Below are 22,830 nucleotides of genomic sequence, written 5' to 3'. Positions count from 1 at the left end.
TTCAGGCTGAGCTCCTCATCCTCACCCGGTTAGCTCCGCATACCGAGTGAAGAGCAACTCCTGACGTTCTAGCTCGGTACGGCACCGGCGGGGTGCTCCCATGATCTTGTCCATCACGGTGTCCAACCCGTCGTGGGCTCTCACCAGGACCGGGTCCATGCTCAGAGGCGCGTAGTGCTGGGCAAGGGATCGCTCGGGGTGGAGAGCCCGGGCTTCGAGGACTTTCTGGCCAGCCTTGGCTAGAGAGGCTCGGTCCTTGTCGGTCAGAGCAGGCAGGGGGAAGCCGTTCCAGGTGATCGTGCTGGAGAACGAGATGCGGGACTCCAGTCGTCCTCCGACGGTCTTCATCCAGGTGATGAACATCGAGGAGGAGGCCACGGCGAAGACGATGCCGTAGGGGTCCACGGCACCGTAGACCTTGTTGGAGATGATGACGTCGGGCTCGAAGTGGGCCACGGGCAGGTAGGCGCGCCCCTCACTGCTGACTTCTGGGATCCCCACGAAGGGCACATCGGAGACGAGGCCGCGCTGGCGGAACAGGTGGGGGAAGCGTGCCCAGTCTCGGGTGGAGGCGGCCTTGGACTTGGCTCGTTCGGTGGCGACACCCTCGAGGCGGCGCTTGAGCTCGGGGGAGCGGGAGGGTGCATCCGGGTCCATGTCGGTCAGCCAGAGGCACCAGCGTCGCTGGCCGCGGATCAACTCGACCGCACCGACGTAAGGGCGCACGTAGGGGGCCATCACGGGGTCGGCCATCACGGCCTGGTACTGCTCTGCGGTGACGATGAGGTTGCCGTCATCCGTGGGCTTGGAGCCATAGACGACCTCCGGCATGTCGGGGGCGAGCGGGGTGCTGCGCTTTTGCACCAGCACGTCGGGTCCGTCCACCAGGTAGGCGTTGATCGTCTTCACCCCGGGCACCTCGCGGGCCTCGCCTCGTGCGTGCTCGTATTTGAACAGGCGTGCCTTGGCGTCCCGGTCGCGGGTGAAGCCGATGATCACGCAGTGCACTGCGGCCTTGCCGGGGGCCTGGGAGTCCCACGCGAAGGTGCGGTGGGCGAACTTGATCCGCCAGCCGGCGGCGAAGATCGGGGCGAACAAGCGGGCCGGCTGGTCCCCCTGCACGATCGAGTTCGTGGTTACGAACGCCCACTCCCCATCCCGCTCAGCCAGAAGGCGCAGGGTGAGTGCGTGCCAGGAGGTCACGAAGTCCAGGCGGGAGAGCTGCTTGCCTTCTCCCCAGGCCGCCTGCATCAGCGCCAGCTGGGCAGCCGTGCGGGTGTGGTCGCCCAGGAATGGGGGGTTGCCGAACACGAACGTGCGGCCGGCCGGGACGGGGAGGGCCTGAGCCCAGTCGAGGGTGAGCGCGTCGTGTTGGTAGATCGTGGCGGTGATCTTGATCGGCAGTCGCACCGGGGCTTGGCCGAGCGCGGCGGCCAGCTGTCGGTTGGCCTGGTGGTCCACGAGGAACATGGCGGTCTCGGCGATCTTGGCCGGCCACCAGTTGATCTCGATCCCGTAGAACCGGTCGATGTGGATCCGCTGGTCCAAGCTCACGTCCAGGGACAGGTCCTGAGATCCGGTGCGGCGGCGCTGGTCGGCCAGCAGGTCCGTCTCGATCTCGCGCAGTTTGGCGTAGGCCAGGTTCAAGAAGTTGCCGGCCCCGCAGGCAGGGTCGACGTAGATGTTGGAGGCAATCTCCTCGATCAGGCCGATCACCTCACGCCGGGTGGTGGTCTTGTTCTGGATGAGCCGGTCCGCGCGGGCGCGGTACTCGTCCAGGAAGAGCGGGCCGATGGTCTTGAGGATGTTCTCCTCGGAGGTGTAGTGCTCCCCGTCCCCGCGGCGGGCCTGCTTGGACTTGACCAGCTGGAACATGGAGCCGAACACGGCCGGGGAGATCTGGGTCCACCGGAACCGGCAGGCGGCCACGAGCGCGTCCCGGAAGTCGCGGGTGAGGAAGCCGGCCGTGGAGGTGCCGTCGAAGATGCCGCCGTTGACGTAGGGGAAGCGGGCCAAGGAGTCTGGCACGCCGCGGCGGCGGTTCTCCGGGGTGTTGAGCACGCGGAAGAGCGCGTCCAGCTGGGGGCCGAGGTTGTCGGCGGTGGTGTCCCACTCCACCCAGCGCTGGAACAGGTCGGCCTCCCACAGGCCGGCGTCGTCTCCGTAGAGCAGGAACAGCAGCCGGGTGAGCAGGATCGAGGCCTGCTGGGTGGCGAACTCCTCCTCTTCGGCGTCCTCGGGGGCCTCCTCGCCTACGGGTACGTCCACCTCGTCCCCGACGAGGGCGGTGAACATGGAGGCCATCAGCTGCGCGGCCGCGATGGAGGCCTCTTGTTCCTCGGTCTTGGTCACGGTGTCCTGGCCGGCTAGGGCGTGTCTGAGAATAGATGCACGAGTCAGCTGAGACCCTGGGGACATGTCCCGGTTCCAGATGCTCTCTGACACCCAATGGGAGTTGATCGCCCCGATGCTCCCGACCCGGACCGGCCGCGCCGGCAGGCCGTTCGCCGACGCCCGCGCCATGGTGGAGGCGATCATCTACCGGTACCGGTGCGGAATCGCTTGGAGGGATCTGCCCGAGGTCTACGGGCCCTGGCAGACCGTGTGGACCTGGCATCGGCGCTTGGCCGAAAAAGGCACCTGGGACACGGTGCTGGCCACGCTGACCGCCGCCGCTGACGCCGAAGGCCTGATCGATTGGTCGGTCTCGGTGGACTCCACGATCGCCCGCGCCCACCAGCACGCGACGAACATCACCCGCCACACAGGGGGATGGATCGAACTACAAGAATCCGCGTGAGGAGCCGGCCGATCACGGCATCGGGCGCTCCCGTGGCGGGCTGAGCACGAAGATCCATCAGCTCGTCGATGGGACCGGGCTGCCGCTGGTCAGCCTGATCACCCCCGGCCAGGCAGGGGACTCCCCGATGCTGCTTCCTCTTCTGGAGCAGCTGCGCGTGACCCGGCCAGTAGGGCGGCCCCGGACCCGCCCCGAGGCCGTGCTGGGCGATAAGGCGTACTCCTCCCGGGCGATCCGCACCCACCTACGCGCCCGCCGGATCAAGGCGGTCATCCCCGAACCGGCCGACCAGCAGGGCCACCGCAGACGGCGCGGTGCCCGCGGCGGGCGCCCCGTCAGCCTCGACGCGGACGCCTACAAGGGCCGCAACGTCATCGAGCGTCAGTACGCTCACCTGAAGCAGTGGCGGGGTCTGGCGACCCGGTATGACAAGTACGCGATCATCTACAGGGCCGCTGTGGTCCTGAATGCTGTGCTCGCATGGTCAAAACGATTGTCAGACATGCCCTAGGTGTGATGTCCAGGGACGTTGTTGCGTGAGCAGCTGACAGGCGAAGGCCTCCTGTTGCGAGAGTGGAGTTGTCAAGAAACCGCTCACGCGAACAGAAGGCCTTCATGTCCCACGCTAACGCCGCCCTGACCCCTCGCGCCCGCCTACGCCTGGCCAAGCTCATCGTCGATGAGCACTAGCCGGTCGCCACCGCGGCCAAGATGTTCATGGTCTCCCCACCCACCGCACGCAAATGGGCCACCCGCTTCCGGGCCGAGGGACCTGCAGGCATGGTCGACCGGTCCAGCCGGCCGGCCACGATGCCGACCAGAACATCGCCAGCAGTGGTGAAACAGATCGTGGCCGCCAGAAGGCGCCGACGCCTGGGACCGGCACAGATCGCCTCAGAACTCGGGATGCCGGCATCCACCGTCCATGCCGTGCTCGTGCGCTGCCGGATCAACCGCCTCGCCCGTCTGGACCGGGTCACCGCCGAGCCGATCCGCCGCTATGAGCACCCCCACCCCGGCTCGCTGATCCACGTCGACGTCACGAAGTTCGGACGCATCCCCGACGGGGGCGGGCACCGATTCGTCGGGCGTCAGCAGGGCATGAAGCACCGCGCGGCGACTTCGGACCGAGAAGGAACCCGTGATGCCCGATACCAGCCCCGGCTCGGGGTGGGCTTCCTGCACACCGTGATCGATGACCACTCCCGCTTCGCGTATGTCGAGATGCACTCCGACGAACGCAGCCAGACCGCCATCGCGGTGCTGCGCCGCGCGGTCGCTCACTTCGCGCAGCTGGGCGTGGAGGTGGAGCGGGTGCTCTCGGACAACGGTTCGGCCTACCGCTCGCATGCCTGGCGGGATGCTTGCACCGAGCTCGGGATCAAGCCCAAGCGGACTCGGCCCTACCGACCGCAGACGAACGGGAAGATCGAGCGGTTCCATCGCACGCTCGCTGACGGGTGGGCCTACGCCAAGTTCTACGGCTCAGAGACCGAACGCAGGGCCGCGTTGCCTGGGTGGGTGCACTTCTACAATCATCACCGAGTCCACTCCGCGATCGGAGCCGCACCTGCCAGCAGGCTCAACAACCTCCCTGGACATCACAGCTAGGAACATCAGCTGGTCCACGTGGTCCGCAGCGTCTTCTACGCCGAACTCGGCCACCCAGCCGGCGTCTCCGAGACGTTCGACGCGGATGCGGGCGAAGTCCGTGACGAGCACGTACTTGGGCCACTCGTGCTGACCGATGGACCCGCCGGCGAGGTAGTCCAACGCCTGGGCGTGGGCCACGTCGAGGTTAGCGCCCAGGGACTTGGCCTCGCCCAGGGCGACACCGGACCAGAAGAAGTCGATGTAGCCGGCCCCACCGGTGGAGGCGCGCGCGGCCCCGCGCTCGAACAGGTCGATGCGTTCGGGGATCACCCCGAAAGCGCGTAGCAGGTCGGACCAGAACTGCTGGGCGAAGGACTTCTCCGTGTGGGTCTGTCCATCGGCGCGCCAGCGGTCGATGCGCTGACCCCAGGCATGTCCGAAGTCGTCCAGGGCTGTGCGGATGACGCCGCGATCTGCAAGTTGCTCCACAGGCACAACGTACACGGGGCCCTGCCGTTCTAAACCTAAGAATCGGGGCCGAGAGGGTCAGCTGGAAACGGGCGGTTTCTCTACGTGGGTGTCGATGAGGAAGCCGGCGATGGCGAACCCCGCGTTGACCGCGAGCTTGGCATGGCGAGGTGCTGGCCCCACAGAGCGCTTGCCTCGACCGTGGGCGTCGCTGAGGGCATTCCTCATCGCGGCCAGTCCTCCAACAAGCGTTGCCGCCCCGCTGAGGATCTGCTTGATGATCTGTTCGCTGTGCTGATCCGGTGCCACCTGCATCGCACTTGAGGTGGCCTTGTAGAGCCGAGCGAGATCCCACCCGTCTTCGTACTTCACTCCGCGTTCATCGCAGATGTGCTTGCACACGCTCTCGATGGTGGTGCGGGTCGCGGTGATAGCTCCGTCTGGGTCGTCCTGGACTTTGGTCAGCGCGGCCTGCCAGGACCTGTTGACGGCCTCCCAGTCCTCGAGCTTCTGCAGGGACTCCTGTGCTGCCTGCGCGCCGGGGGTGCCGGCGGAGAGGAGCATGGCCCGTAGCCGGGTGAGCTCCCCTTCAGGGGGGCGGCCGTTTTTGAACTCGCCGTCGTAGGAACACAACTCCAGTAGCACGGCGCGTTGTTGAGGCAGCGGAAGAGAATGCAACCCGGTCTGGAAGATCTGCCATCGGGAGGGGCTCCCGTTCCACCGATAGGGGCCCAGCACGTCGGTGTAACGAGCGAAGAAGTCATGGAGCTGGGGGCCGCTGAAGCCTGTCTCCTTGGCGAAGAGCGAGGTGGCTAGAGAATCGATCCGGAACGGCAAAAGCGTTGGAGAGGTAGAGGCCATATACGCTCCTAGGGCGTGTCTGACAAACAGTCTAGGGGCCCACTGGCACCTTGGAAGGCATGTCCCGTTTCCAGATGCTCTCCGATGCCCAGTGGGAGCTGATCGCCCCGATGCTGCCTACTCACACGGGCCGGCCCGGCAGGCCCTTCTCGGATGCGCGGATGATGATCGAGGCCATCATCTACCGGTACCGGTGCGGGATCGCCTAGCGCGATCTGCCCAAGGTCTTCTGGCCGCGGCAGAGAAGTGTGGACCTGGTATCGACGCATGGCCGAAGAAGGCACCTGGGATCGGGTGCTTCAGATGCTGATCGCCGCAGCGGACGCGGGCGGTGCTCGCGTAATCCAAACGATTGTCAGACACGCCCTAGTGGCTGTGCTCACCCTCCTGGCCACCATCGTGCTCAGCTGGGTCGGTCTGGGAAGTTAGGCAGCCGCCGACGCCTGAAACGCCGGTAGCGTCGGCCGCGCGGGACACGAGGTACCCCTAACGACCAGCAACTGGGCTCATGTTGGGGACCTTGGCGGCATCCTAAGGCGCCCCCCTGAAGAGGGTCGCCTTGTGCACCACCACAACGCTGACCGTGACGCGGTACTGACCTGACAGGTCCCATCGGTGCCCGCGTCCTTAACTGCACTTGGTTAGGGGCGGGCGCCGTCGTATGCGGTGGCGGCAGACCCTAGTGATTCCACGGCCGGTGTGCAGGGTCTGGGTCTGGGCCAGGTTGGGGGGAGTCTCTTAGACGGGGGTGGTGAAGGTTCCGGCGAGGTTCTGGAGTTGGTAGATCCACGCCGTCCAGATTCCGGTGGCCATCAGGACGCCGACCAGCACGAGCAGGGTGCCGCCGGCGATATTGAAGGCGCGCATGTGGCGGCGCACGAAGCCCAGTGCGGTGCTGACCCAGCCCAGGCCTCTGGCGACGAGCACGAAGGGTATGCCCAGCCCCAGGCAGTAGACGAAGCCGAGCAGGGCCCCGCGCCATGCCCCTCCGGTGGTGGTGCTCAGGGCCAGCACGGCGCTGAGGGTCGGTCCCATGCAGGGTGTCCAGCCCAGGCCGAAGCCCAGGCCCAGCAGTGGGGCTCCGGCCAGGCCGGTCCGGGGGGTGAAGGAGGGGGTCGTGGTCCGTTGCAGGAAGGTGAGCATGCCCATCAACGCCAGCCCCATGAGGATGACGAGGACGCCGAGGATGCGGATCAGCAGGTCCTGCCAGCGCAGTAACCAGCCGCCGATCAGACCGAAGGCGGCCCCGTAGAGGGTGAAGACGGCGGCGAAGCCGAGGATGAACAGGCCCACTCCGGTCATCACCCGGCGGCGGTTGTCCGGGCGGGTGGGGTCGGACAGTCCGGAGACGTAGCCCAGGTATCCGGGCACGAGCGGCAGGATGCACGGCGAGAGGAAGGAGACGATTCCGGCGATGGCGGCCAGGGGGATGGCCAGCAGCAGGGCGCCGGATTGGACCGTCTGAGCGAAGTACTCGCCCATTTATTTCCTCCTACGGGTCAGGACGGGGGTGCCGGGCCAGAGGTCTCGGGCGGGCTGGGCACGGTGGGTGGGGGAGAGCGATAAAGGCATGTTCTTTCCTGGGCGGCCACCGTGCGATCCCCCCCCGTGGATGGAGGGGTGTGGGCCGGGCGGGAGGGTCAGTGGATGTAGGAGAAGACGCCCATCATCCCGGCCTCGGCGTGGTAGGCGTTGTGGCAGTGGGTTAGCCACTGGCCCGGGTTGTCCGCCTCGAAGTCGAAGACGATGGTTTGCCGGGGTTTGATGATGACCGTGTCCTTGCGGGCGCCATGGTCGGCCAGCTGGAAGGTGTGGCCGTGCAGGTGCATGGGGTGCCACATGTCGGTGTCGTTGGTCATCGTGACCCGCACGCGTTCGTCCAACCGGAGTTCGAAGGCGCCCTCGAAGGGGTTGGCCGGGTCGAAACGTCGCCCGTTGATGCCCCAGTCGTACTCCATCATCGATCCGGTGAGGCGTACCTCGTGGGTCCTGGTCGGGTCCTTGGGTGGGAGCAGGACGGATTCGTGTGCCTTCAGTCGGCTGCCATCGAGCACGGTTCCGCCCAGGGTCTGTGGGAGCCGACCGGAGAGCGTGGTCTTTGGACCGGCTGCGATGATGCCGTAGGCGTGGCCGGTCTTGCCCTCGGGCAGGGCCAGTACGGGCACCGCCTGGTCGCCGAGGGTGATCAGCACGTCCAGGCGTTCGCCCATCCCCAGGACGACGGCATCGGCCTGGCGGGGCTGGACCGGGAACCCGTCGGTGTGGGTGATGGTCAGTTCCTGGCCGGGGATCCCGACCCGGTAGGCGGTGTCTCCGGCCGCGTTGATCAAGCGCAGGCGGATCCGGTTGCCCGGGGTGCTGGAGAAGGTGTCCGGGTCGGATGGGGGGCGGCCGTTGAACAGGTGCACGGGGATCTTCACGTCGCCGGCGTCCCCGCCCAGATAGTCGCTCTCAGCGCCCATGAGCATGTGCTTCATGGGCATGCCCGAGGAGCTGTCCTGGCTCATGGACCCGTGGTCCATGCCCGCCATGCCGGCCATGCCCTCCATGTCGCCGGACATGTCCATCCCGGCGGAGAGTTCCTCGACGACGTCCTGCGGTGTTCCGGTGATCCCGTCGAGCCAGTCGTCCAGGATCACGACCCATTCCTGGTCGTAGCTGAGGGGCTCGTTGGGGTCCTCGACGATCAGGGCCCCGTACAGGGCGCGTTCGCGCTGGGTGTCGAAGTGGGAGTGGTACCAGTACGTGCCCGGATGGGACAGCCGGAAGCCGTACGTATAGCGTCCTCCGGCGGCGATGGGGTCCTGGGTCACCCCCTGGACTCCGTCGGCGTCGTTGCGCAGGGCCAGCCCGTGCCAGTGCACGCTCGTGTCCTCGGGCAGGTCGTTGGCGACGCTGACCTTGAGCAGGTCCCCGGTCTGGGCGCGCAGCAGCGGCCCGTTGAGGCCGTCGTTGTATCCCCAGGTGGTCAGGCCCCGACCCTGGAGGGAGGTCTCGAGGGGTGCGGCGGAGAGCCGGTGGGTGACGGTGGTGCCCGAGGCGGCGCGTCGTTTCTCGTACTCGGCGACCAGCGGGTCAGTGGGCAGGATGCGCCCTGACGGTTGGGGGCTGATGGCGGGATCGGCGCAGGCGGCCAGCCCGGCCAGCGCCAGGGCCCCGACGGAGGCGCCCAGGAAGGTGCGGCGGGTGGTCAGTGAGGAGGTCATCGGTTCTTCTTTCCGTCATCCGGCCCCGTGTCGCAGGCGCGCGCGACGGGGCCGGGCATGGCTGATCAGTTGCTGGGTGAGGCCGGTGGCGTACCGGGGCTGCGTGCCGCTGTCACCCGGAGGTATTGGCGGACCCTGCGCTCACCGGTGGGGCGCGGTCGGGGGCTTTAGGTGCGGCTGATGGCCAGTTGAGCCAGTGAAGGGTCCACGGGGGCCGGAAATGGGCAACCCAGGGCACGGGTGGTGCGGTCAGTCCCCCACCGGGGCTAGGCAGGAGGGCCCGGGAGGCCAAGTGGGACACGACAGGTGCCTTGGTCAGGGCCGAGGCGCAGGTATCGTCCACGGCCTCCAGGGCACAGACCGGCAGCCCGGGGTCGGCTGCCTCATCCCCGGCAGGCTCGGCCGGGAGCACGACCTCGGGCACCATGCCGGCCGGACCGATGGCCCCCGGCCCGAGGTGATGAACAGTTGTGGCGGCGGCCGTACCGGTGGCGGCCCAAGCCGCGCTGGTGCCCGTACCAGCGTGCATCCCGAGCAGGCCCAGGATCAACACGAGGGTGCCCAGAACGGTTCGAAGGGCGGGCCAGCCGGACAGGGGGCGGCGGGAGGAGGTCACAGCAGCGATTCGGTGGTGTTCCCGCCGTCCGTGGTGGACAGCACGGTCGAGCCGACGACCAGCAGTGCTTCGGTCTGCCCGTCGTCGGTGATGCCCGTTCCCAGGGCGGTGGCCGTGCCGACCGGGCGGTCGCTGGCGGTCCAGGTGTCGCCGGCGTCGGTGCTGGTCAGCAGGTGTCCCTCGGTGCCGGCGCCCACGGCGGTGGTGTCATCGGCCCAGGCGACCAGGTGCATCAGCTGGGGGGTGTCCAGGGTGGTCCAGGTCGCGCCGTGGTCGGTCGAGCGCAACATGCCGGTTTCGGTGGTGGCCAGCACGGTCCCGGTTTGGGGGGAGATCGCCAGCGATGCCGGGGCGACGGGGATCTCAAGGCTCTGCCAGGTGAGGCCGTCGGTGCTGGCGCGCAGTTGCCCATCGAAGCCGAGGACCCCGTTCGGGCCGGCGGCCAGGGCGTGGAAATCGGATGCGCCGCCGCGGGAGAGCACCGTCCAGCTCTGGCCCCGGTCGGTGGACTCGGCCAGGCCCAGCGGCTCGGGCAGGTCGGTGCGCGGCGCGGGGTGACCCGAGGCCAGGTAGCGGCCCTCGGGAGTCAGGGTGAAACCCATGAAGTCCACGACCGGACCGACCTGGGTCAGCTCCCCGTCCTGGAGCCGGAACAGGCCCTGGTGGGTGGCCAGCAGCACCTCACCGTACTCGGGGTCCCGGGTGAGGGCATGGACGTGGGTGATGGCCGTGCCGGTGCCCTGCGTGCCGGTGCCGGCCGCCGGGGATGTCGCGGGGTTCGGCGCGGCGCAGGCGGTGAGGGTGCCAGCGCCGAGCAGGGTCAGCCCGCCGGCGATCAGGGTTCTGCGGGTCAGGGGGGTCATGGAGCCTTTCCGCCCCGGGCCAAAAGGCGGGGCCATCTACCATTGTCGGCCGGTGACGCGCCGGGATGGGGCGGTTTGCCTTGAAGATTCGATGAAGATTCCCCGCCCCGGCACCGTTCTGAGCCGCCGGGGCGCGAGACAGAGCGAGACTGGACCCATGAACTCTGGCACTGGCACTGGGACTGACACTGGGACTGGTCCGGCGGCCGGCCGGGTGTTGGTGGTCGATGACGAGAAGCCGCTGGCGCGCATGGTGGCCACCTACCTGGAGCGGGCCGGCTACGAGGTGGCCCTCACCCACACCGGCCCGGCCGCAGTGCAGGCCGCCCGGGTTCACGAGCCCGACGTGATGGTCCTGGACCTGGGCCTGCCCGGGCTGGACGGGATCGAGGTGTGCTGGCGGGTGCGGGCCTTCTCCGAGTGCTATGTGCTGATGCTCACCGCTCGCGGCGATGAGCACCACCGGTTGGAGGGATTGGCGGTGGGGGCCGATGACTACATCACCAAACCCTTCAGCGTCCGGGAGCTGGTCGCCCGGGTGGGGGCGGTCATGCGCCGGCCGCGCACAACGGTGTCAGCCCCCGAACCGGAACGGGTCTGCGGTGACCTGGTCATCGACCTGGCCGCCCACGAGGCCCGCGTGTCGGGCCAGGTGGTGCAACTAACGCGCACGGAGTTCGACCTGCTGGCCGCCTTGTCGGGGCGCCCGCACCAGGCCTTCTCCCGGCGCCAGCTGATCGATATCGTCTGGGACCCGGCCTGGGTGGGCGATGAACGGCTCGTGGACGTGCACATCAAGAACCTGCGCCGCAAGCTCGACGCGGACCCGGCCCGCTATATCGACACCGTCCGCGGGGTCGGCTACCGGATGGCGGAGCAATGACCAGCCGGCGGCGCTACCAAGGATTAGCGGCCCGGTTCTTCCTCGCCCAGCTGCTGGTGGTGGGGGCCAGCGTGCTGGCCGCGGTGGTGGTGGCCTCCCTGGCCGGCCCACCACTGTTCCACGAGCACCTGGAACAGGCCGGGGCCGGACACGATGCAGCCCAGATGCTGCACGTGGAGCAGGCCTACCGGGACGCCAATTTCTGGACCCTGGGCGTGGCCCTGGCCACGGCCTTGATCTGTTGTCTGGCATTGACCTGGCATGTCGCCCGCCGGATCCAGAGTCCGATCAACGCCCTGACCCAGGCGGCCAAGGCCATGGCCGGTGGACGGTACGACACCCGCGTGCCGGCCATGGGCGCCGGCACCGAGGTGGAGGAGCTGGCAGGGTCTTTCAACACCATGGCCGCACGGCTTCAGCGCACCGAGGACACCCGTCGACGGATGCTCTCGGACCTGGCCCACGAGCTGCGCACCCCCGTCTCCGTGCTGACCGTCTACCACGAGGCCCTGCAAGACGGGGTGTCCCACTGGGACGAGCCCACCGGTGAGCTGATGGGTGGGCAGCTGGCCCGGTTGACCCGGCTGGTGGAGGACATCAACGACGTCTCCCGCGCCGAGGAGGGCCGGATCGAACTGGACCGCAGCCCCCAAGGGGTCAGCGGGCTGCTGCATGCCGCGACCGAGGCCCACAAGGAGGCCTACGCCACCAAGGGCGTGGCCCTGACCATGGACGCCGATCCGGGCCTGGCCGTGGACGTGGACCGCCAGCGCATGGGCCAGGTCCTGGACAACCTGCTCACCAACGCCCTGCGCCACACCCCGGCCGGGGGCCGGGTCACCCTCGAGGCCCGACAAAGCCCGTCCGGGGTCACGCTCAGCGTCACCGACACCGGGGAGGGGATCTCTCCCGAGCACCTGCCGCACGTCTTCGAACGCTTCTACCGCGGGGACACCGCCCGCGACCGTGACCACGGCGGCTCCGGGGTCGGCCTGGCCATCTCCCGAGCTCTCATCCAGACCCACGGCGGCACCTTGAGCGTCACCTCCACCACGGCCGGGGCGACGTTCACCATCGACCTGCCCACCAAGCAGCCCCCCGACCAGCCCACCTACCGGCGCACCCGTTTATCCACCGTGAACACCGGCGCTCCACCCCTTGAATGATACCCCCGGGGGGTATATACCAATTGGAGAGGCGCCGTCCGGCGCCGCCCTCAGACCTGAAGGAGACCGTCATGACCGAATCCGCCCGCACCCCGCTGCCGGGGGCCACCAACGGCTGCTCGTGCTGCGCCCCAGCCGCCGACGCCACCGCCCCCGCCGGGCACCAGAGTGCCGACCCAACCGGGACGAGCGCCGGCGACGCGACCTACCAGGTGGAGGGCATGACCTGCGGACACTGCGTGGGCTCCGTCGCCGAGGCCGTGAGCGCCCTGGACGGGGTGGACGATGTCCGGATCGAACTGGTCGCCGGCGGGGCCTCCCCCGTCACCGTGACCGGGCCCGCCTCCGCGGACTCCGTGCGGACGGCCATCGAAGCGGCCGGCTACCGCGTCCGGATCTAACCGACCCATCCCCTCGAGGTCGGAGCCCCACCGCCGAGCCGGTCGCCGAACAGACCGCCGAGCAGAAGGAACACCATGAGCACCCCGCACCACCACGATCACCCCACCGACCAGACCGCCGAACACCCAGACCCGAACCCCCACGCCGGCCACGCCAACCACACCGACCATGCCGCCCACCACCCCGCGGACGCGGCCACCCACGGGCAGGCCATGCCCCAGGGCCACGCCCACTCGGCCCTGGACGAGGACCACCAGGTCCACGACCACGGTCAGCACGCCGGGCATTCCACCGCGATGTTCAAGAACCGGTTCTGGGTCTCACTGGTGCTCTCCATCCCGGTGGTGTTCTTCAGCCACATGGTCGGGCAGCTGCTGGGCTACCACGTCCCCGAGTTCCCGGGCTCGGCGTGGATTGCCCCGGTGCTGGGCACCGTGATCTACCTCTATGGCGGCATGCCCTTCCTGAAGGGCGGGCTGACCGAGTTGCGCGCCCGCCAGCCCGGGATGATGCTGCTGATCGCGATGGCCATCACGGTGGCCTTCGTCGCCTCCTGGGTCACGACCCTGGGCATCGGGGACCTGATGCTGGACTTCTGGTGGGAGCTGGCGCTGCTGGTGGTCATCATGCTGCTGGGCCACTGGATGGAGATGCGCGCCCTGGGCGCGGCCTCCTCCGCCTTGGACGCGCTGGCGGCGCTGCTGCCGGAGGAGGCCGAGAAGGTCGTGGACGGTGACACCATCACCGTGCCGATCACCGAGTTGGCCGTGGGCGATGTGGTGCTAGTGCGGGCCGGGGCCCGGGTGCCGGCCGACGGGACCATCCTCGAGGGCACCGCGGAGTTCGACGAGGCGATGATCACCGGGGAGTCGAAGCCCGTGCTGCGCCAGGCCGGGGACACGGTGGTCGCTGGGACCGTGGCCACCGACAACACCGTGCGGGTGAAGGTGGCCGCCGTCGGGACCGACACGACCCTGGCCGGGATCCAGCGGATGGTCGCCGACGCCCAGGAATCCTCCTCCCGCGCCCAGGCGTTGGCCGACCGGGCGGCGGCCCTGCTGTTCTGGTTCGCCCTGGTCGCGGCGATCATCACCGCGATCGTGTGGACCGCGATCGGCCAGCCCACCGACGCGGTCACCCGCACCGTGACCGTGCTGGTCATCGCCTGCCCGCACGCCCTGGGCCTGGCCATCCCGCTGGTGATCGCCCTCTCCACGGAGAAGGCCGCCAAGTCCGGGGTCCTGATCAAGGACCGGATGGCCCTGGAGCGGATGCGCACCATCGACGTGGTCCTCTTCGACAAGACCGGCACCCTGACCGAGGGCGCCCACGTCGTCACCGCCGTCACCGCGATGCCCGGCGTGTCCGAGGCAGAACTGCTGGCGGTGGCCGCCGCGGCCGAGGCTGACAGCGAGCACCCCGTGGCCCGGGCCATCGTCACTGCCGCCGGGCAGCACCCGCAGGCCAGCACGTTGCGCAAGCGCGGCACGGACTTCAGTGCTGCCATGGGCCGCGGGGTGCGCGCCACCGTGGACGGCTCCGAGATCCTCGTCGGGGGCCCGAACATGCTGCGCGAGCTTAACCTGACCATGCCGGCGGAGATCACTGAGCACACCGCCTCCTGGACCGCGCGCGGGGCCGGGGTGTTGCACGTGCTGCGCGAGGGGTCCGTTATCGGCGCGGTCGCCGTGGAGGACAAGGTCCGCCCCGAGTCCCGGGCCGCCGTGGCCGCCCTGCACGCCCGCGGCATCAAGGTCGCGATGATCACCGGCGATGCCCGCCAGGTCGCCGAGGCCGTCGGGGCGGACCTGGGCATCGACGAGGTCTTCGCCGAGGTCCTCCCCCAGGACAAGGACACCAAGGTCACCGAGTTGCAGTCCCGGGGACTGTCCGTGGCCATGGTGGGCGACGGCGTCAACGACGCCCCGGCACTGGCGCGGGCCGAGGTCGGCATCGCCATCGGCGCCGGCACCGACGTGGCCATGGAGTCCGCCGGCGTTGTGCTGGCCAGCAACGACCCCCGCGCGGTGCTGTCGATGATCGAGCTCTCCCAGGCCAGCTACACCAAGATGATCCAGAACCTGGTGTGGGCCACCGGCTACAACGTGCTCGCCGTGCCGCTGGCCGCCGGCGTGCTCGCCCCGATCGGGTTCGTGCTCTCCCCCGCGGTGGGCGCGATCCTGATGTCCGCCTCCACCATCGTGGTCGCCCTCAACGCCCAACTGCTGCGCCGGATCAACCTGGACCCGGGCCACCTGGCCCCCCTCGGCGCCCCCCGGCCGGAGGCTGCCCTTCAACCCGCGACCTCCTGATCGCGCCTCTTGGCGCGAACTCTGATATGAACCCTCAACCCACTATGGAAGGACCCACCATGAAACGCACCATGACGCTGACCGCCCTGGCCCTGGCCTCCGCCCTGACCTTGACCGCCTGCGGCACCGGCGCCCAGGACGAGAACGCCGGCGCTGAGGCCTCGGCCACTGCGACCAGCTCCGCCCCGGCCGCCACCCCTGCGGCCACGGCCACCGCGACACCGTCCACCACGGCGACCGGTTCGGCTGAGGAGGTCTCCGCCGAGCACAACGACGCGGACGTGATGTTCGCCCAAATGATGATCCCGCACCACCAGCAGGCCGTTGAGATGAGCGAGATGCTGCTGGCCAAGGATGACGTCCCGGCGGAGGTGGCCGCGTTCGCCCAGAAGGTCATCGACGCCCAGGGGCCGGAGATCAAGCGCATGAACTCCATGCTCACCGCCTGGGGCCAAGACCCCGTGGACACGGACGGCATGGACGGTATGGAGGGCATGGACCACGGCGGGATGTCCGGGATGATGTCCGAGGAGGACATGACCGCCCTCGACCAGGCCCAGGGCACCGAGGCCGCCCGGTTGTACCTGGAGCAGATGACCGCCCACCACAAGGGCGCCGTGGACATGGCCAAGGACGAGGCCAAGGACGGCCAGAACCCGCAGGCCGTGCAGCTCGCCGAGCAGGTCATCGCCGACCAGGAGGCCGAGATCACCGAAATGCAACAGATGCTCGACAAGCTCTGAGCACCGTCGTCCGCTGCGGGCATCCGGTGAGACGCGGCTGGCGATAGACCCCGAAACCGGAACGGGTCCTCCAGGAAAGGAGACGAGCATGCAGGACAAGATCAAGGTCGCGGTGAACGGGTACGGGGTCATCGGCAAACGCGTCGCCGACGCGGTCCGGGCCCAGGAGGACATGGCGCTGGTCGGAGTCAGTGACGTCATCGCTGACTACCGGATCGCGACTGCGGCCGGGAAGGGTATCCCCGTCTACGCCTCTACCGAGCAGGCCCTACCGGTGATGGCGGATGCCGGCCTTCCCGTCGTCGGAGGCCTGCACGACCTGCTCGAGAACGTTGACGTCGTGGTGGACTGCACCCCGGCCCAGGTGGGCGCCGGCAACCTGGAGCTCTACCGTGCCCACGGGGTCAAATCCGTGTTCCAGGGCGGGGAGAAGCACGATCTCACCGGCCACTCCTTCGTCGCCCACGCCAACTACGCCACCGCCCTGGGCCGGGACAGCACCCGGGTGGTGTCCTGCAATACCACCGCCACCGTCCGGGCCCTTACCGCGCTGAAGGACGTCGGACTGCTGTCCAAGGCCCGGGGGGTGCTCATCCGCCGGGCCACCGATCCGTGGGAATCGGACCACTCGGGGATCATGAACACCATCGTCCCCGAGGGCCGAATCCCCAGCCATCAGGGGCCCGACGCCCAGTCGGTGGTCCCGGACCTGGACGTGGTCACCATGGCCGCCAAGGGAGCCCACACCCAGAACCACCTGCACAACTGGACGATCGAGCTCACCCGCCCGGCCGAGAAGCAGGAGGTGTTGGAGGCGTTCCGGGCGATGCCGCGGATCGCCTTCGTCCGGCGCTCGGACGGCGTCGTGGCGGTCAATAGCACCGTGGAACTCATGGAGGACCTGGGCCGGCCCCGGGGTGATATGTATGAGGTGGTCCTCTGGGAAGACATCCTCACCGTGGACGGCAACGAGCTGTACTACACCTACACGGTGGACAACCAGGCGATCGTCGTCCCCGAGAACATCGACGCGATCCGGGCCCTCACCGGAACCGTCGACGACGGCGGCGAGTCCATCCGGCGCACCGACCGCGCCTTGGGGGTGCGCCAGGACTTCGTGCGCTCCTCGGTGGCTGCCCGTTGAACTGCGCGGCAGACGCCGCTGAGGCGGTGCCCGGCCCCAGGAATGGGGGGTGGTCGGACACCGCTTCGGCGGCCGCAGACTACCGCAGCGGTCCTATGGCCTCCGGTCAGGTGCGAGAGGCCGTCGCGATCGCGTTGATGGCCTCATCCAACACCGTATTGAACTGCGCTGGGCTCTGGGCCGTACTCAGCCCTTCGGTCAGGGCGCGGGAGAAGCTGGCGATCACGCCGTGGTTGCGGGCCAGCAGGGTGGTGGCCTGGGCCCGGGTATAGCCGCCCGACAGGGCCAGGAGGCGGATCACTCGGGGATGGTCCACGAACTCGCGGTAGAAGTCCGCCCGCTCCGGCAGCGTCACTTTGAGGATGACCGACTAGTCGTCTCCGAGCTTGTCCAGTTGGGCGAGGATTGCCGCCTTGAGCTGGTCCTCCACCTCGGCCTTGCGGGGGCTGCGGATATCCACCTCGGGCTCGATGATGGGCACCAGCCCGGTAACGAGGATCTGACGGGCGAGCCCGAACTGCTGCTCCACGACGGAGCCCACCCCGTCCCCGGGCAGCTGGATGACCGAGCGCATCTTCGTCCCGAACATGTGCTTTTCGACGGCTCGAGACAGTAAGTCATCCAGGTGCGGGATGGGTTTCATGAGCTGGGCGCCTTGCTGTTCCGGGGCCAAGCCCTGGTCGATTTTGAGGAAGGGCACGATGCCTTTGCTGTTCCACAGGTAGTCGCCCGTGGGGGAACCCTCCACCTGGCGGTTCATTGTGTTCTCGAACAGGATGGCCCCCATGACGCGCTCACCGTCGAAGCTGGGGCTGGTGATGATACGTGTGCGCACCTGGTGTACCAGGTCGAACATCTCCTCTGGGCCGGAGTAGGCATCCTTGTCGATCCCGTAGAGGTGCAAGGCCGCCGGGGTGCTGCCCCCGCTCTGGTCCAGCGCCGCGACGAATCCGGCACCGTTCCTGACCCTCTGATACTTCTCCGAGTCCATGGGAGCCTTCCGCGGCGAGGGAGCACGGTGGTCCGGGTTCCCTGCGCGCGTCATGGACGACTGGCCGCCCTCAAGGGGGAACGGTCATCAGCAGGCTCAACCCAGGGTGACGAGCAGGTCCGCGCAGGCCTGCTCACACCGGCGGCAGGCCTCGGCACACACCTTGCAGTGCTCGTGCATCTGGGCGTGGCTCTCGCATTCGTCCCCGCACGTCTTGCAGGCGGCCCGGCAGGCCTCGAGCAGGGCGCGGGTGGTCTCGACGTTGGTGCCGGTCTGCCGGGACAACACCCTGCCCGTGGCGGCGCAAACTTCGGCGCAGTCCAGGTTCAACCGGATGCACTGCCTCAGGTCGGCGACCATGTCCTCGGCCAGGCAGGCGTCCGCGCAGGCGGTGCACGTCTGGGCGCACTCGAAGCAGGCCTGGATGCATTCGGCCAGTTTCTGCCGATCGATGTTCCCCACCTCCTTCGGGTAGGTCTCCAGCATGGCGCTCACGTGATGGGTCATGATGTGCTCCTTCGTCGATCTGATCCGACGCACCGGCCTTCGCCGGCCCGCCCTTCCATCGACTGTAGACCGCCCCGCCGACGCGGGTGAAGGGCTCAACCTTGAAGGTTCCGTGAAGATCGCCGGCCACGGAGGCCCGCGGACTCCTTTACGGGCAGGGATGACGCAGGTGTGACCAGCCGCCCCTCAGCCCGGCCGACGGCCCTGAGGACCACGCCGACGGGGAGGACCAGCAGGGCTCGCCTCAACGTGGATCCTGTCGGACCGGACGGTCGGTGTCGGGAAGAGCGCTTATGCGATCCGACCAGGGGCGTCGAGGCCGCCGGTGCAGGCCGCCCCGGGCTCAGGCGCGTCGGGGGACTGCCAGTACTCGGCCACGAACTGCTCGATCCGTTCATCCTCCGGGGAATCCACCGCCACCTGCGCCTGCCAGGCCGAAAGCACGATGGGCGAATCCAGGCCCTCGTAGGGGGCCAGGACGACATAGGCGGCCGGTAGGGCCGTCCGCAGGGCATCGACTTGCTCCTGTGAGAGCGCCTCGGAATCGTAGGCGACCCAGGCGGCACCGTGCTCCAAAGCGTGCACGGCATTCTCGTTGGGTACCGGTTCGGTGTAGACCCCACAGTTGAGCCAGGCGCTGGCATGATCGCCACCCACCGGCGGCGACTGCTCGTAGTCCACAGGGGTGCTCACGTGGTTAGCGCTGAGCCCCTCGAAGGTCTGCAGCCCGGCGATCTCAATGTCCTCCCGAGCCTGGGGCGGAGGATTCTGAATCACGGCGAGTGTCACCAGCCCGCCGACCACGGCGATGGCGGTGAGCGCTCCCGCTCCGACCAGAACCTTCCGCCGACGTTCAGCCTTGGCTTCCGGGTCTGCCATGAGTTTGGTTGACATCTGATCTGTGGTCCCGGGAGGGACTGCTGGAAGGATGACCCCATGCCCGCTGCATACCCCCGGGAGTTCCGCCAGGACGTGGTCGCGATCGCCCGTAACGGTCAGATGCCGATCGCGCAGGTCGCTAAGGACCTCGGCATCACCGCCTCCTGCCTGCGACGCTGGCTGGCCCAAGACGATGTCGAGGCCGGGATCCGGCCCGGCCTCACCAAAGCTGAGAACGAGGAGCTGAAGGCTCTCAAGCGCCGTAACCGTGAATTGGAGATGGAGAACGAGGTCCTACGGCGTGCGGCCGCGTATCTGTCCCAGGCGAACCTGAAATTGGGTCAGTCCCCAAAATGACCTATCCCGTCGTGAAGGACCTGGCCCGCGACGGGATCCCCGTGAAACTCTCCTGCCGTGTCCTCGGGTTCTCCCGTCAGGCCTACTACCCGTGGCTGGCCGAACCTGTCAGCGCGCGGGAATGGTCCGACGCGCATGCCGCCAACGCCGTCTTCGACGCCCATGCCGATGACCCGGAGTTCGGATACCGGTTCCTGGCTGACGAGCTCCGCGGCCGTGGCTTGGACGTGTCGGACCACCAGGTGTTGAAGGCCTGCCGGCTCGTGCGTGTCCGCTGCTGCCACTCGATCCGCCGCGGCTCGGGCAAGCGTCCTGGCCCTGCCGTTCATGACGATCTGGTTCGTCGTCAGTTCCGCGCTGACAAGCCGAATCAGTTGTGGCTCACGGACATCTCAGAGCATTGGGCCGGGGATTCCAAGCTTTACCTCTGCGCGGTCAAGGACGTGTTCTCGAACCGGATCGTGGGCTACTCGATCGACCGGCGGATGAGCTCGCAGCTGGCCGTGGACGCCCTGCAGATGGCCCTGGCCCGGCGCGGAGGCAAAGCCGGAGTCCAGGGCTGCCGGGTGCATTCGGATCGAGGATCGCAATTTCGGGCCAGGCGATTCGTGGAGACGCTCCGGGTCAACAGCCTAATCGGGTCGATGGGCCGGGTCGGTGCTGCTGGGGACAACGCGGCAATGGAATCCTTCTTCGCGCTGTTGCAGAAGAACGTGCTGAACCGGCGTCGCTGGGACTCCTTCGCCCAGCTCCGGCTCGCGATCGTGAGCTGGATCGAGCGGACCTATCACCGCCGTCGTAGGCAGGCCCGTCTCGGGAAGCTCACCCCCGTCGAGTTCGAGATGGTTCAATCAGTCCAGGCGGCTGCCGCCGCCTGATAACTCGTGTCAAGCAAACTCATGGCAGACCCTTTTGGCGCGCTCGGGGGAAGGACCATGGGAAGGGTTCTGAGGGTGGGCAAAAGTCTGGACAGAACCTCGTGGGCCAAAAGGCGGGCGGTTTCTGATTTTTGGCGCTCTGTCGGGGGGGTAAGTGTGTCGGCTCCTAGGCCCGCCGGCCGGGAGCGCAGCGAGCGGTCGGCAGGCGCGGCCCGCCCGGGCGTCCGGGCAGCAGGGGCGCGGGGCGGCTTGAGCGCCCGCGATGGTGGTTGCGGCTTATCCCGTCCACGCGGGGGTGTTTCCTCGGCTGGTGCTTGCAGGCGGAGTTGAGGTGTTCGATGGGCCGGCGTGGCAGTCCGTGGACGAGATCGGCAGTGCCCCGTACCGGCGTGAGCCGTACGTCCGGGTGAGGCTGCCTGATGAGGTGGTGGATGCGAAGGCGACGCGGTGGTCGCGCACGCACGTGCTCTTGCACTGGATCCCGGCCCCAGGCGCTGCCCCGCGGAATGCGTGGGTGCCGGCGCAATGGGTCACGCGGATCAGTCGGGACGAGTCGAGCTGGCGGGCACTATACGACTTGCCCGCGTAAGAGACATACACGGTGTGCCTCGGCGGACGAATCCATTCATGTCTAGGTAGTGGCGTCCTGAACGAGTCCGGAGATGAATGGTGTGGCCGGGTTGTTGGTTCGAATCCAACCGGGGGAGCCGAGCAGAGGCCCCTGCACCGACCATGTCGGTGTGGGGGCTTCTTCGTGCCTGGAGGATGACCGGACTGGTGCGCGATCAAGTGCCAGCTGGATCGGGCCGCCTGCCTGACGTCGGACGGGACCGGGGCACGACGCCGTCGGCGACGTTGGAGGCGCAGGAGAAAGTGTGCCTTCCCGTAGCCTGGCCGTTCGTGGTGGAGCAGGTCTGGGATCTGCTCGGCTTCGGTAGGTGCGCGTCGCCGTGGAGGGAGCTTCGTCGATGACGGTCATCGGGATCATCTGGCTCAGTGAGCTCACCCTGGTGAGTGGAGTGGCCGTGCGCGGCCTCCTGCTCACCCACCTGCCGTCCGGAATCGACCCGTTCCGGGCCGTGGGCCTCCATCTGGGGGCAGCCGCGCTCAGCGGCTTCATCCTCCACGTGCTGACGCGCGGTTCTGCCAGCCGGGCGGCCTGATCCCACCCTCCGGGTGATCACCGCGTCGTCGGATCGAACCTGACAGGTCGGCGTCGGCGCCGCGGGGGCGGCATGCACCACCCCCACGAGCGCCGTGTCGCGTCCCGCACTCGGATGCGCCCGCCCGCGCCCTCACTCCGCCAGGAACTCCAGCAGGATCCGGTTGAACTCCTCGGAGTGGCTGATGCTGAATCCGTGTGGGGCGTCCTTGACCAGTTCGACGCGGCTGCCGTCGATCGCCTTGTGCGTCCGCTTGCCGGAGCCCTTGAACGGCACGATCTGGTCGGCGTCGCCGTGCAGGACCAGGGTCGGCACGGTCACCGCCGGCAGGTCGCGGCGGAAGTCGGTGGCTCCGAACGCGTCCATGCAGGCCAGCGCCGCCGTCTGGTCGGACTGCAGCGCCATCCGGATGGCCTCCTTGCGCTGCTCCTCGGTGACCTTGAGGCTGCTGGTCAGACCGGCCAGCTTGGGGGTGGAGAAGAACGTCGTCGTGAAGTCGTCGAAGAACGCCTCGCGGTCCTTCTCGAGGCCCGCCCGCATCTCGGCGGCCTGCTTCTCGGTCAGCGGGCCGTCGGGGTTGTCCTCGGTCTTCAGCAGGTACGGGGGCACCGCGCCGGCGAACACCACCGAGTGGATCCGGTCAGCGCCGAACCGGGACATGTGGCGCGCCACCTCGCCGCCGCCCATCGAGAAGCCCACGAGCGTCACGTCACGCAGGTCGAGCTCGGTGAGCAGACCGTGCAGGTCGGCGGTCATCGTGTCGTAGTCGTAGCCGCCGGCGGGCTTCTCCGAGGCGCCGAAGCCGCGCCGGTCGTAGGTGATCACGCGGTAGTGCGGGGACAGGGCTGCGACCTGGTCCTTCCAGGAGTCGAGGGTCATCGGCCAGCCGTGGATGAGGACGACGGGACGCCCGTGGCCGGCCTCCTCCACGTTCAGCCCGATCGTGCCGTGGTCCGTGGGGATCTGCATGAGGGTCATGTGCGTCTGCCTTCCTGTGC

Annotated in this window: 19 protein-coding genes and 3 pseudogenes; 11 read left to right on the top strand and 11 right to left on the bottom strand. The window is 68.4% G+C overall.

Translation table 11 applies throughout. The annotated features are described in order from the left end of the window. Positions 1–21: 21 nt before the first annotated feature. Positions 22–2,352 carry a DNA methyltransferase gene (locus KW076_RS11085; protein WP_224355378.1) on the bottom strand — a complete coding sequence of 777 codons (2,331 nt, stop codon included), beginning with the start codon at positions 2,350–2,352 and terminating at the stop codon, positions 22–24. A gap of 64 nt (positions 2,353–2,416) precedes the next feature. Between KW076_RS11085 and KW076_RS11080 the strand changes: the two genes are divergently transcribed. Further along, a protein-coding gene (locus KW076_RS11080) for an IS5 family transposase (RefSeq protein ID WP_224355034.1) occupies positions 2,417–3,311 on the top strand; the annotation gives its coding sequence in 2 pieces (ribosomal slippage) (positions 2,417–2,773 and positions 2,775–3,311; 894 coding nt in all). Positions 3,312–3,415: 104 nt separating this feature from the next. Next, a pseudogene (locus KW076_RS11075) lies at positions 3,416–4,405 on the top strand (IS481 family transposase); the annotation flags it as partial. Here KW076_RS11075 and KW076_RS12660 read toward each other — a convergent pair. Together KW076_RS12660 and KW076_RS11070 are read right to left on the bottom strand one after the other, a co-directional pair. After that, a complete protein-coding gene (locus KW076_RS12660; protein WP_350354992.1) occupies positions 4,286–4,882 on the bottom strand; it encodes a type IIL restriction-modification enzyme MmeI in 597 nt (198 codons plus the stop codon). The pseudogene KW076_RS11075 and the gene KW076_RS12660 sit on opposite strands and share 120 nt — an antisense overlap. A gap of 57 nt (positions 4,883–4,939) precedes the next feature. Beyond that, the gene (locus KW076_RS11070) at positions 4,940–5,722 is read right to left on the bottom strand and encodes an abortive infection family protein (RefSeq protein WP_073116909.1); all 783 of its coding nucleotides are present in this window, start codon (positions 5,720–5,722) and stop codon (positions 4,940–4,942) included. Between the two features lie 59 nt (positions 5,723–5,781). On the opposite strand from KW076_RS11070, the pseudogene KW076_RS12725 reads away from it, so the two are divergent. After that, positions 5,782–5,878 (top strand): annotated as a pseudogene (locus KW076_RS12725) (IS5/IS1182 family transposase); the annotation flags it as partial. A 582-nt stretch (positions 5,879–6,460) separates the two neighbouring features. Here the strand turns inward: KW076_RS12725 and KW076_RS11060 are convergent. The 3 genes from KW076_RS11060 to KW076_RS11050 form a co-directional block, all read right to left on the bottom strand. Beyond that, on the bottom strand, positions 6,461–7,204 hold the full coding sequence (locus KW076_RS11060; RefSeq protein WP_002854293.1) for a cytochrome c biogenesis CcdA family protein: 744 nt from the start codon (positions 7,202–7,204) through the stop codon (positions 6,461–6,463). A 158-nt stretch (positions 7,205–7,362) separates the two neighbouring features. After that, positions 7,363–8,928 carry a multicopper oxidase family protein gene (locus tag KW076_RS11055; RefSeq protein WP_065573797.1) on the bottom strand — a complete coding sequence of 522 codons (1,566 nt, stop codon included), beginning with the start codon at positions 8,926–8,928 and terminating at the stop codon, positions 7,363–7,365. Positions 8,929–9,540: 612 nt separating this feature from the next. Beyond that, positions 9,541–10,407 carry a F510_1955 family glycosylhydrolase gene (locus KW076_RS11050; protein ID WP_224355377.1) on the bottom strand — a complete coding sequence of 289 codons (867 nt, stop codon included), beginning with the start codon at positions 10,405–10,407 and terminating at the stop codon, positions 9,541–9,543. A 157-nt stretch (positions 10,408–10,564) separates the two neighbouring features. On the opposite strand from KW076_RS11050, the gene KW076_RS11045 reads away from it, so the two are divergent. The 6 genes from KW076_RS11045 (at position 10,565) to KW076_RS11020 (ending at position 17,057) form a co-directional block, all read left to right on the top strand. Continuing rightward, on the top strand, positions 10,565–11,290 hold the full coding sequence (locus KW076_RS11045; RefSeq protein WP_224355376.1) for a response regulator transcription factor: 726 nt from the start codon (positions 10,565–10,567) through the stop codon (positions 11,288–11,290). Continuing rightward, a complete protein-coding gene (locus KW076_RS11040; protein ID WP_224355375.1) occupies positions 11,287–12,456 on the top strand; it encodes a sensor histidine kinase in 1,170 nt (389 codons plus the stop codon). The genes KW076_RS11045 and KW076_RS11040 overlap by 4 nt, the downstream gene beginning before the upstream one ends. A gap of 71 nt (positions 12,457–12,527) precedes the next feature. After that, on the top strand, positions 12,528–12,857 hold the full coding sequence (locus KW076_RS11035) for a heavy-metal-associated domain-containing protein (protein ID WP_158493727.1): 330 nt from the start codon (positions 12,528–12,530) through the stop codon (positions 12,855–12,857). A gap of 75 nt (positions 12,858–12,932) precedes the next feature. After that, entirely contained in the window at positions 12,933–15,170 is a 2,238-nt protein-coding gene (locus KW076_RS11030; protein WP_434084328.1) for a copper-translocating P-type ATPase, read from the top strand. Between the two features lie 59 nt (positions 15,171–15,229). Next, positions 15,230–15,913 carry a DUF305 domain-containing protein gene (locus KW076_RS11025; RefSeq protein WP_002854313.1) on the top strand — a complete coding sequence of 228 codons (684 nt, stop codon included), beginning with the start codon at positions 15,230–15,232 and terminating at the stop codon, positions 15,911–15,913. A gap of 88 nt (positions 15,914–16,001) precedes the next feature. Continuing rightward, on the top strand, positions 16,002–17,057 hold the full coding sequence (locus tag KW076_RS11020; protein WP_224355374.1) for a type II glyceraldehyde-3-phosphate dehydrogenase: 1,056 nt from the start codon (positions 16,002–16,004) through the stop codon (positions 17,055–17,057). 106 nt (positions 17,058–17,163) lie between these two features. Here KW076_RS11020 and KW076_RS12720 read toward each other — a convergent pair whose 3' ends face one another. From KW076_RS12720 to KW076_RS11005, 4 genes are all read right to left on the bottom strand, one after another. Beyond that, entirely contained in the window at positions 17,164–17,412 is a 249-nt protein-coding gene (locus KW076_RS12720) for a beta/alpha barrel domain-containing protein (protein ID WP_255612588.1), read from the bottom strand. A 15-nt stretch (positions 17,413–17,427) separates the two neighbouring features. Further along, positions 17,428–18,048 (bottom strand): class I fructose-bisphosphate aldolase, encoded by a 621-nt coding sequence (locus KW076_RS11015; protein ID WP_255612587.1) that lies wholly within the window; start codon positions 18,046–18,048, stop codon positions 17,428–17,430. 96 nt (positions 18,049–18,144) lie between these two features. Beyond that, positions 18,145–18,555, bottom strand: a complete 411-nt coding sequence (locus KW076_RS11010; RefSeq protein ID WP_224355373.1) for a four-helix bundle copper-binding protein — start codon at positions 18,553–18,555, stop codon at positions 18,145–18,147. Between the two features lie 291 nt (positions 18,556–18,846). Further along, entirely contained in the window at positions 18,847–19,449 is a 603-nt protein-coding gene (locus tag KW076_RS11005) for a thioredoxin-like domain-containing protein (protein ID WP_224355372.1), read from the bottom strand. 42 nt (positions 19,450–19,491) lie between these two features. Between KW076_RS11005 and KW076_RS11000 the strand changes: the two are divergent. Together KW076_RS11000 and KW076_RS10995 are read left to right on the top strand one after the other, a co-directional pair. After that, positions 19,492–20,669 (top strand): annotated as a pseudogene (locus tag KW076_RS11000) (IS3 family transposase). 968 nt (positions 20,670–21,637) lie between these two features. Then, on the top strand, positions 21,638–21,832 hold the full coding sequence (locus KW076_RS10995) for a hypothetical protein (RefSeq protein WP_224355371.1): 195 nt from the start codon (positions 21,638–21,640) through the stop codon (positions 21,830–21,832). Between the two features lie 132 nt (positions 21,833–21,964). On the opposite strand, the gene KW076_RS10990 is transcribed toward KW076_RS10995, so the two are convergent. Next, positions 21,965–22,810, bottom strand: coding sequence for an alpha/beta fold hydrolase (locus KW076_RS10990; RefSeq protein WP_224355370.1), 846 nt, complete (start codon positions 22,808–22,810; stop codon positions 21,965–21,967). Positions 22,811–22,830 lie beyond the last annotated feature (20 nt).

It is taken from the genome of Micrococcus porci, from assembly GCF_020097155.1.
Lineage (GTDB): Bacteria > Actinomycetota > Actinomycetes > Actinomycetales > Micrococcaceae > Micrococcus > Micrococcus porci.
Note: the sequence above shows the minus strand (reverse complement) of the source record. Positions and strands in the feature narration are given on the sequence as shown.

Coding starts and splice junctions, on each gene's coding strand:
- KW076_RS11020 (WP_224355374.1), top strand. CDS start 16,002: ATGCAGGACAAGATCAAGGTCGCGGTGAACGGGTACGGGGTCATCGGC.
- KW076_RS10995 (WP_224355371.1), top strand. CDS start 21,638: ATGACGGTCATCGGGATCATCTGGCTCAGTGAGCTCACCCTGGTGAGT.
- KW076_RS11035 (WP_158493727.1), top strand. CDS start 12,528: ATGACCGAATCCGCCCGCACCCCGCTGCCGGGGGCCACCAACGGCTGC.
- KW076_RS10990 (WP_224355370.1), bottom strand. CDS start 22,810: ATGACCCTCATGCAGATCCCCACGGACCACGGCACGATCGGGCTGAAC.
- KW076_RS11040 (WP_224355375.1), top strand. CDS start 11,287: ATGACCAGCCGGCGGCGCTACCAAGGATTAGCGGCCCGGTTCTTCCTC.
- KW076_RS11060 (WP_002854293.1), bottom strand. CDS start 7,204: ATGGGCGAGTACTTCGCTCAGACGGTCCAATCCGGCGCCCTGCTGCTG.
- KW076_RS11045 (WP_224355376.1), top strand. CDS start 10,565: ATGAACTCTGGCACTGGCACTGGGACTGACACTGGGACTGGTCCGGCG.
- KW076_RS11015 (WP_255612587.1), bottom strand. CDS start 18,048: ATGGACTCGGAGAAGTATCAGAGGGTCAGGAACGGTGCCGGATTCGTC.
- KW076_RS11005 (WP_224355372.1), bottom strand. CDS start 19,449: ATGTCAACCAAACTCATGGCAGACCCGGAAGCCAAGGCTGAACGTCGG.
- KW076_RS11055 (WP_065573797.1), bottom strand. CDS start 8,928: ATGACCTCCTCACTGACCACCCGCCGCACCTTCCTGGGCGCCTCCGTC.
- KW076_RS11030 (WP_434084328.1), top strand. CDS start 12,933: ATGAGCACCCCGCACCACCACGATCACCCCACCGACCAGACCGCCGAA.
- KW076_RS11070 (WP_073116909.1), bottom strand. CDS start 5,722: ATGGCCTCTACCTCTCCAACGCTTTTGCCGTTCCGGATCGATTCTCTA.
- KW076_RS11025 (WP_002854313.1), top strand. CDS start 15,230: ATGAAACGCACCATGACGCTGACCGCCCTGGCCCTGGCCTCCGCCCTG.
- KW076_RS11010 (WP_224355373.1), bottom strand. CDS start 18,555: ATGACCCATCACGTGAGCGCCATGCTGGAGACCTACCCGAAGGAGGTG.
- KW076_RS11050 (WP_224355377.1), bottom strand. CDS start 10,407: ATGACCCCCCTGACCCGCAGAACCCTGATCGCCGGCGGGCTGACCCTG.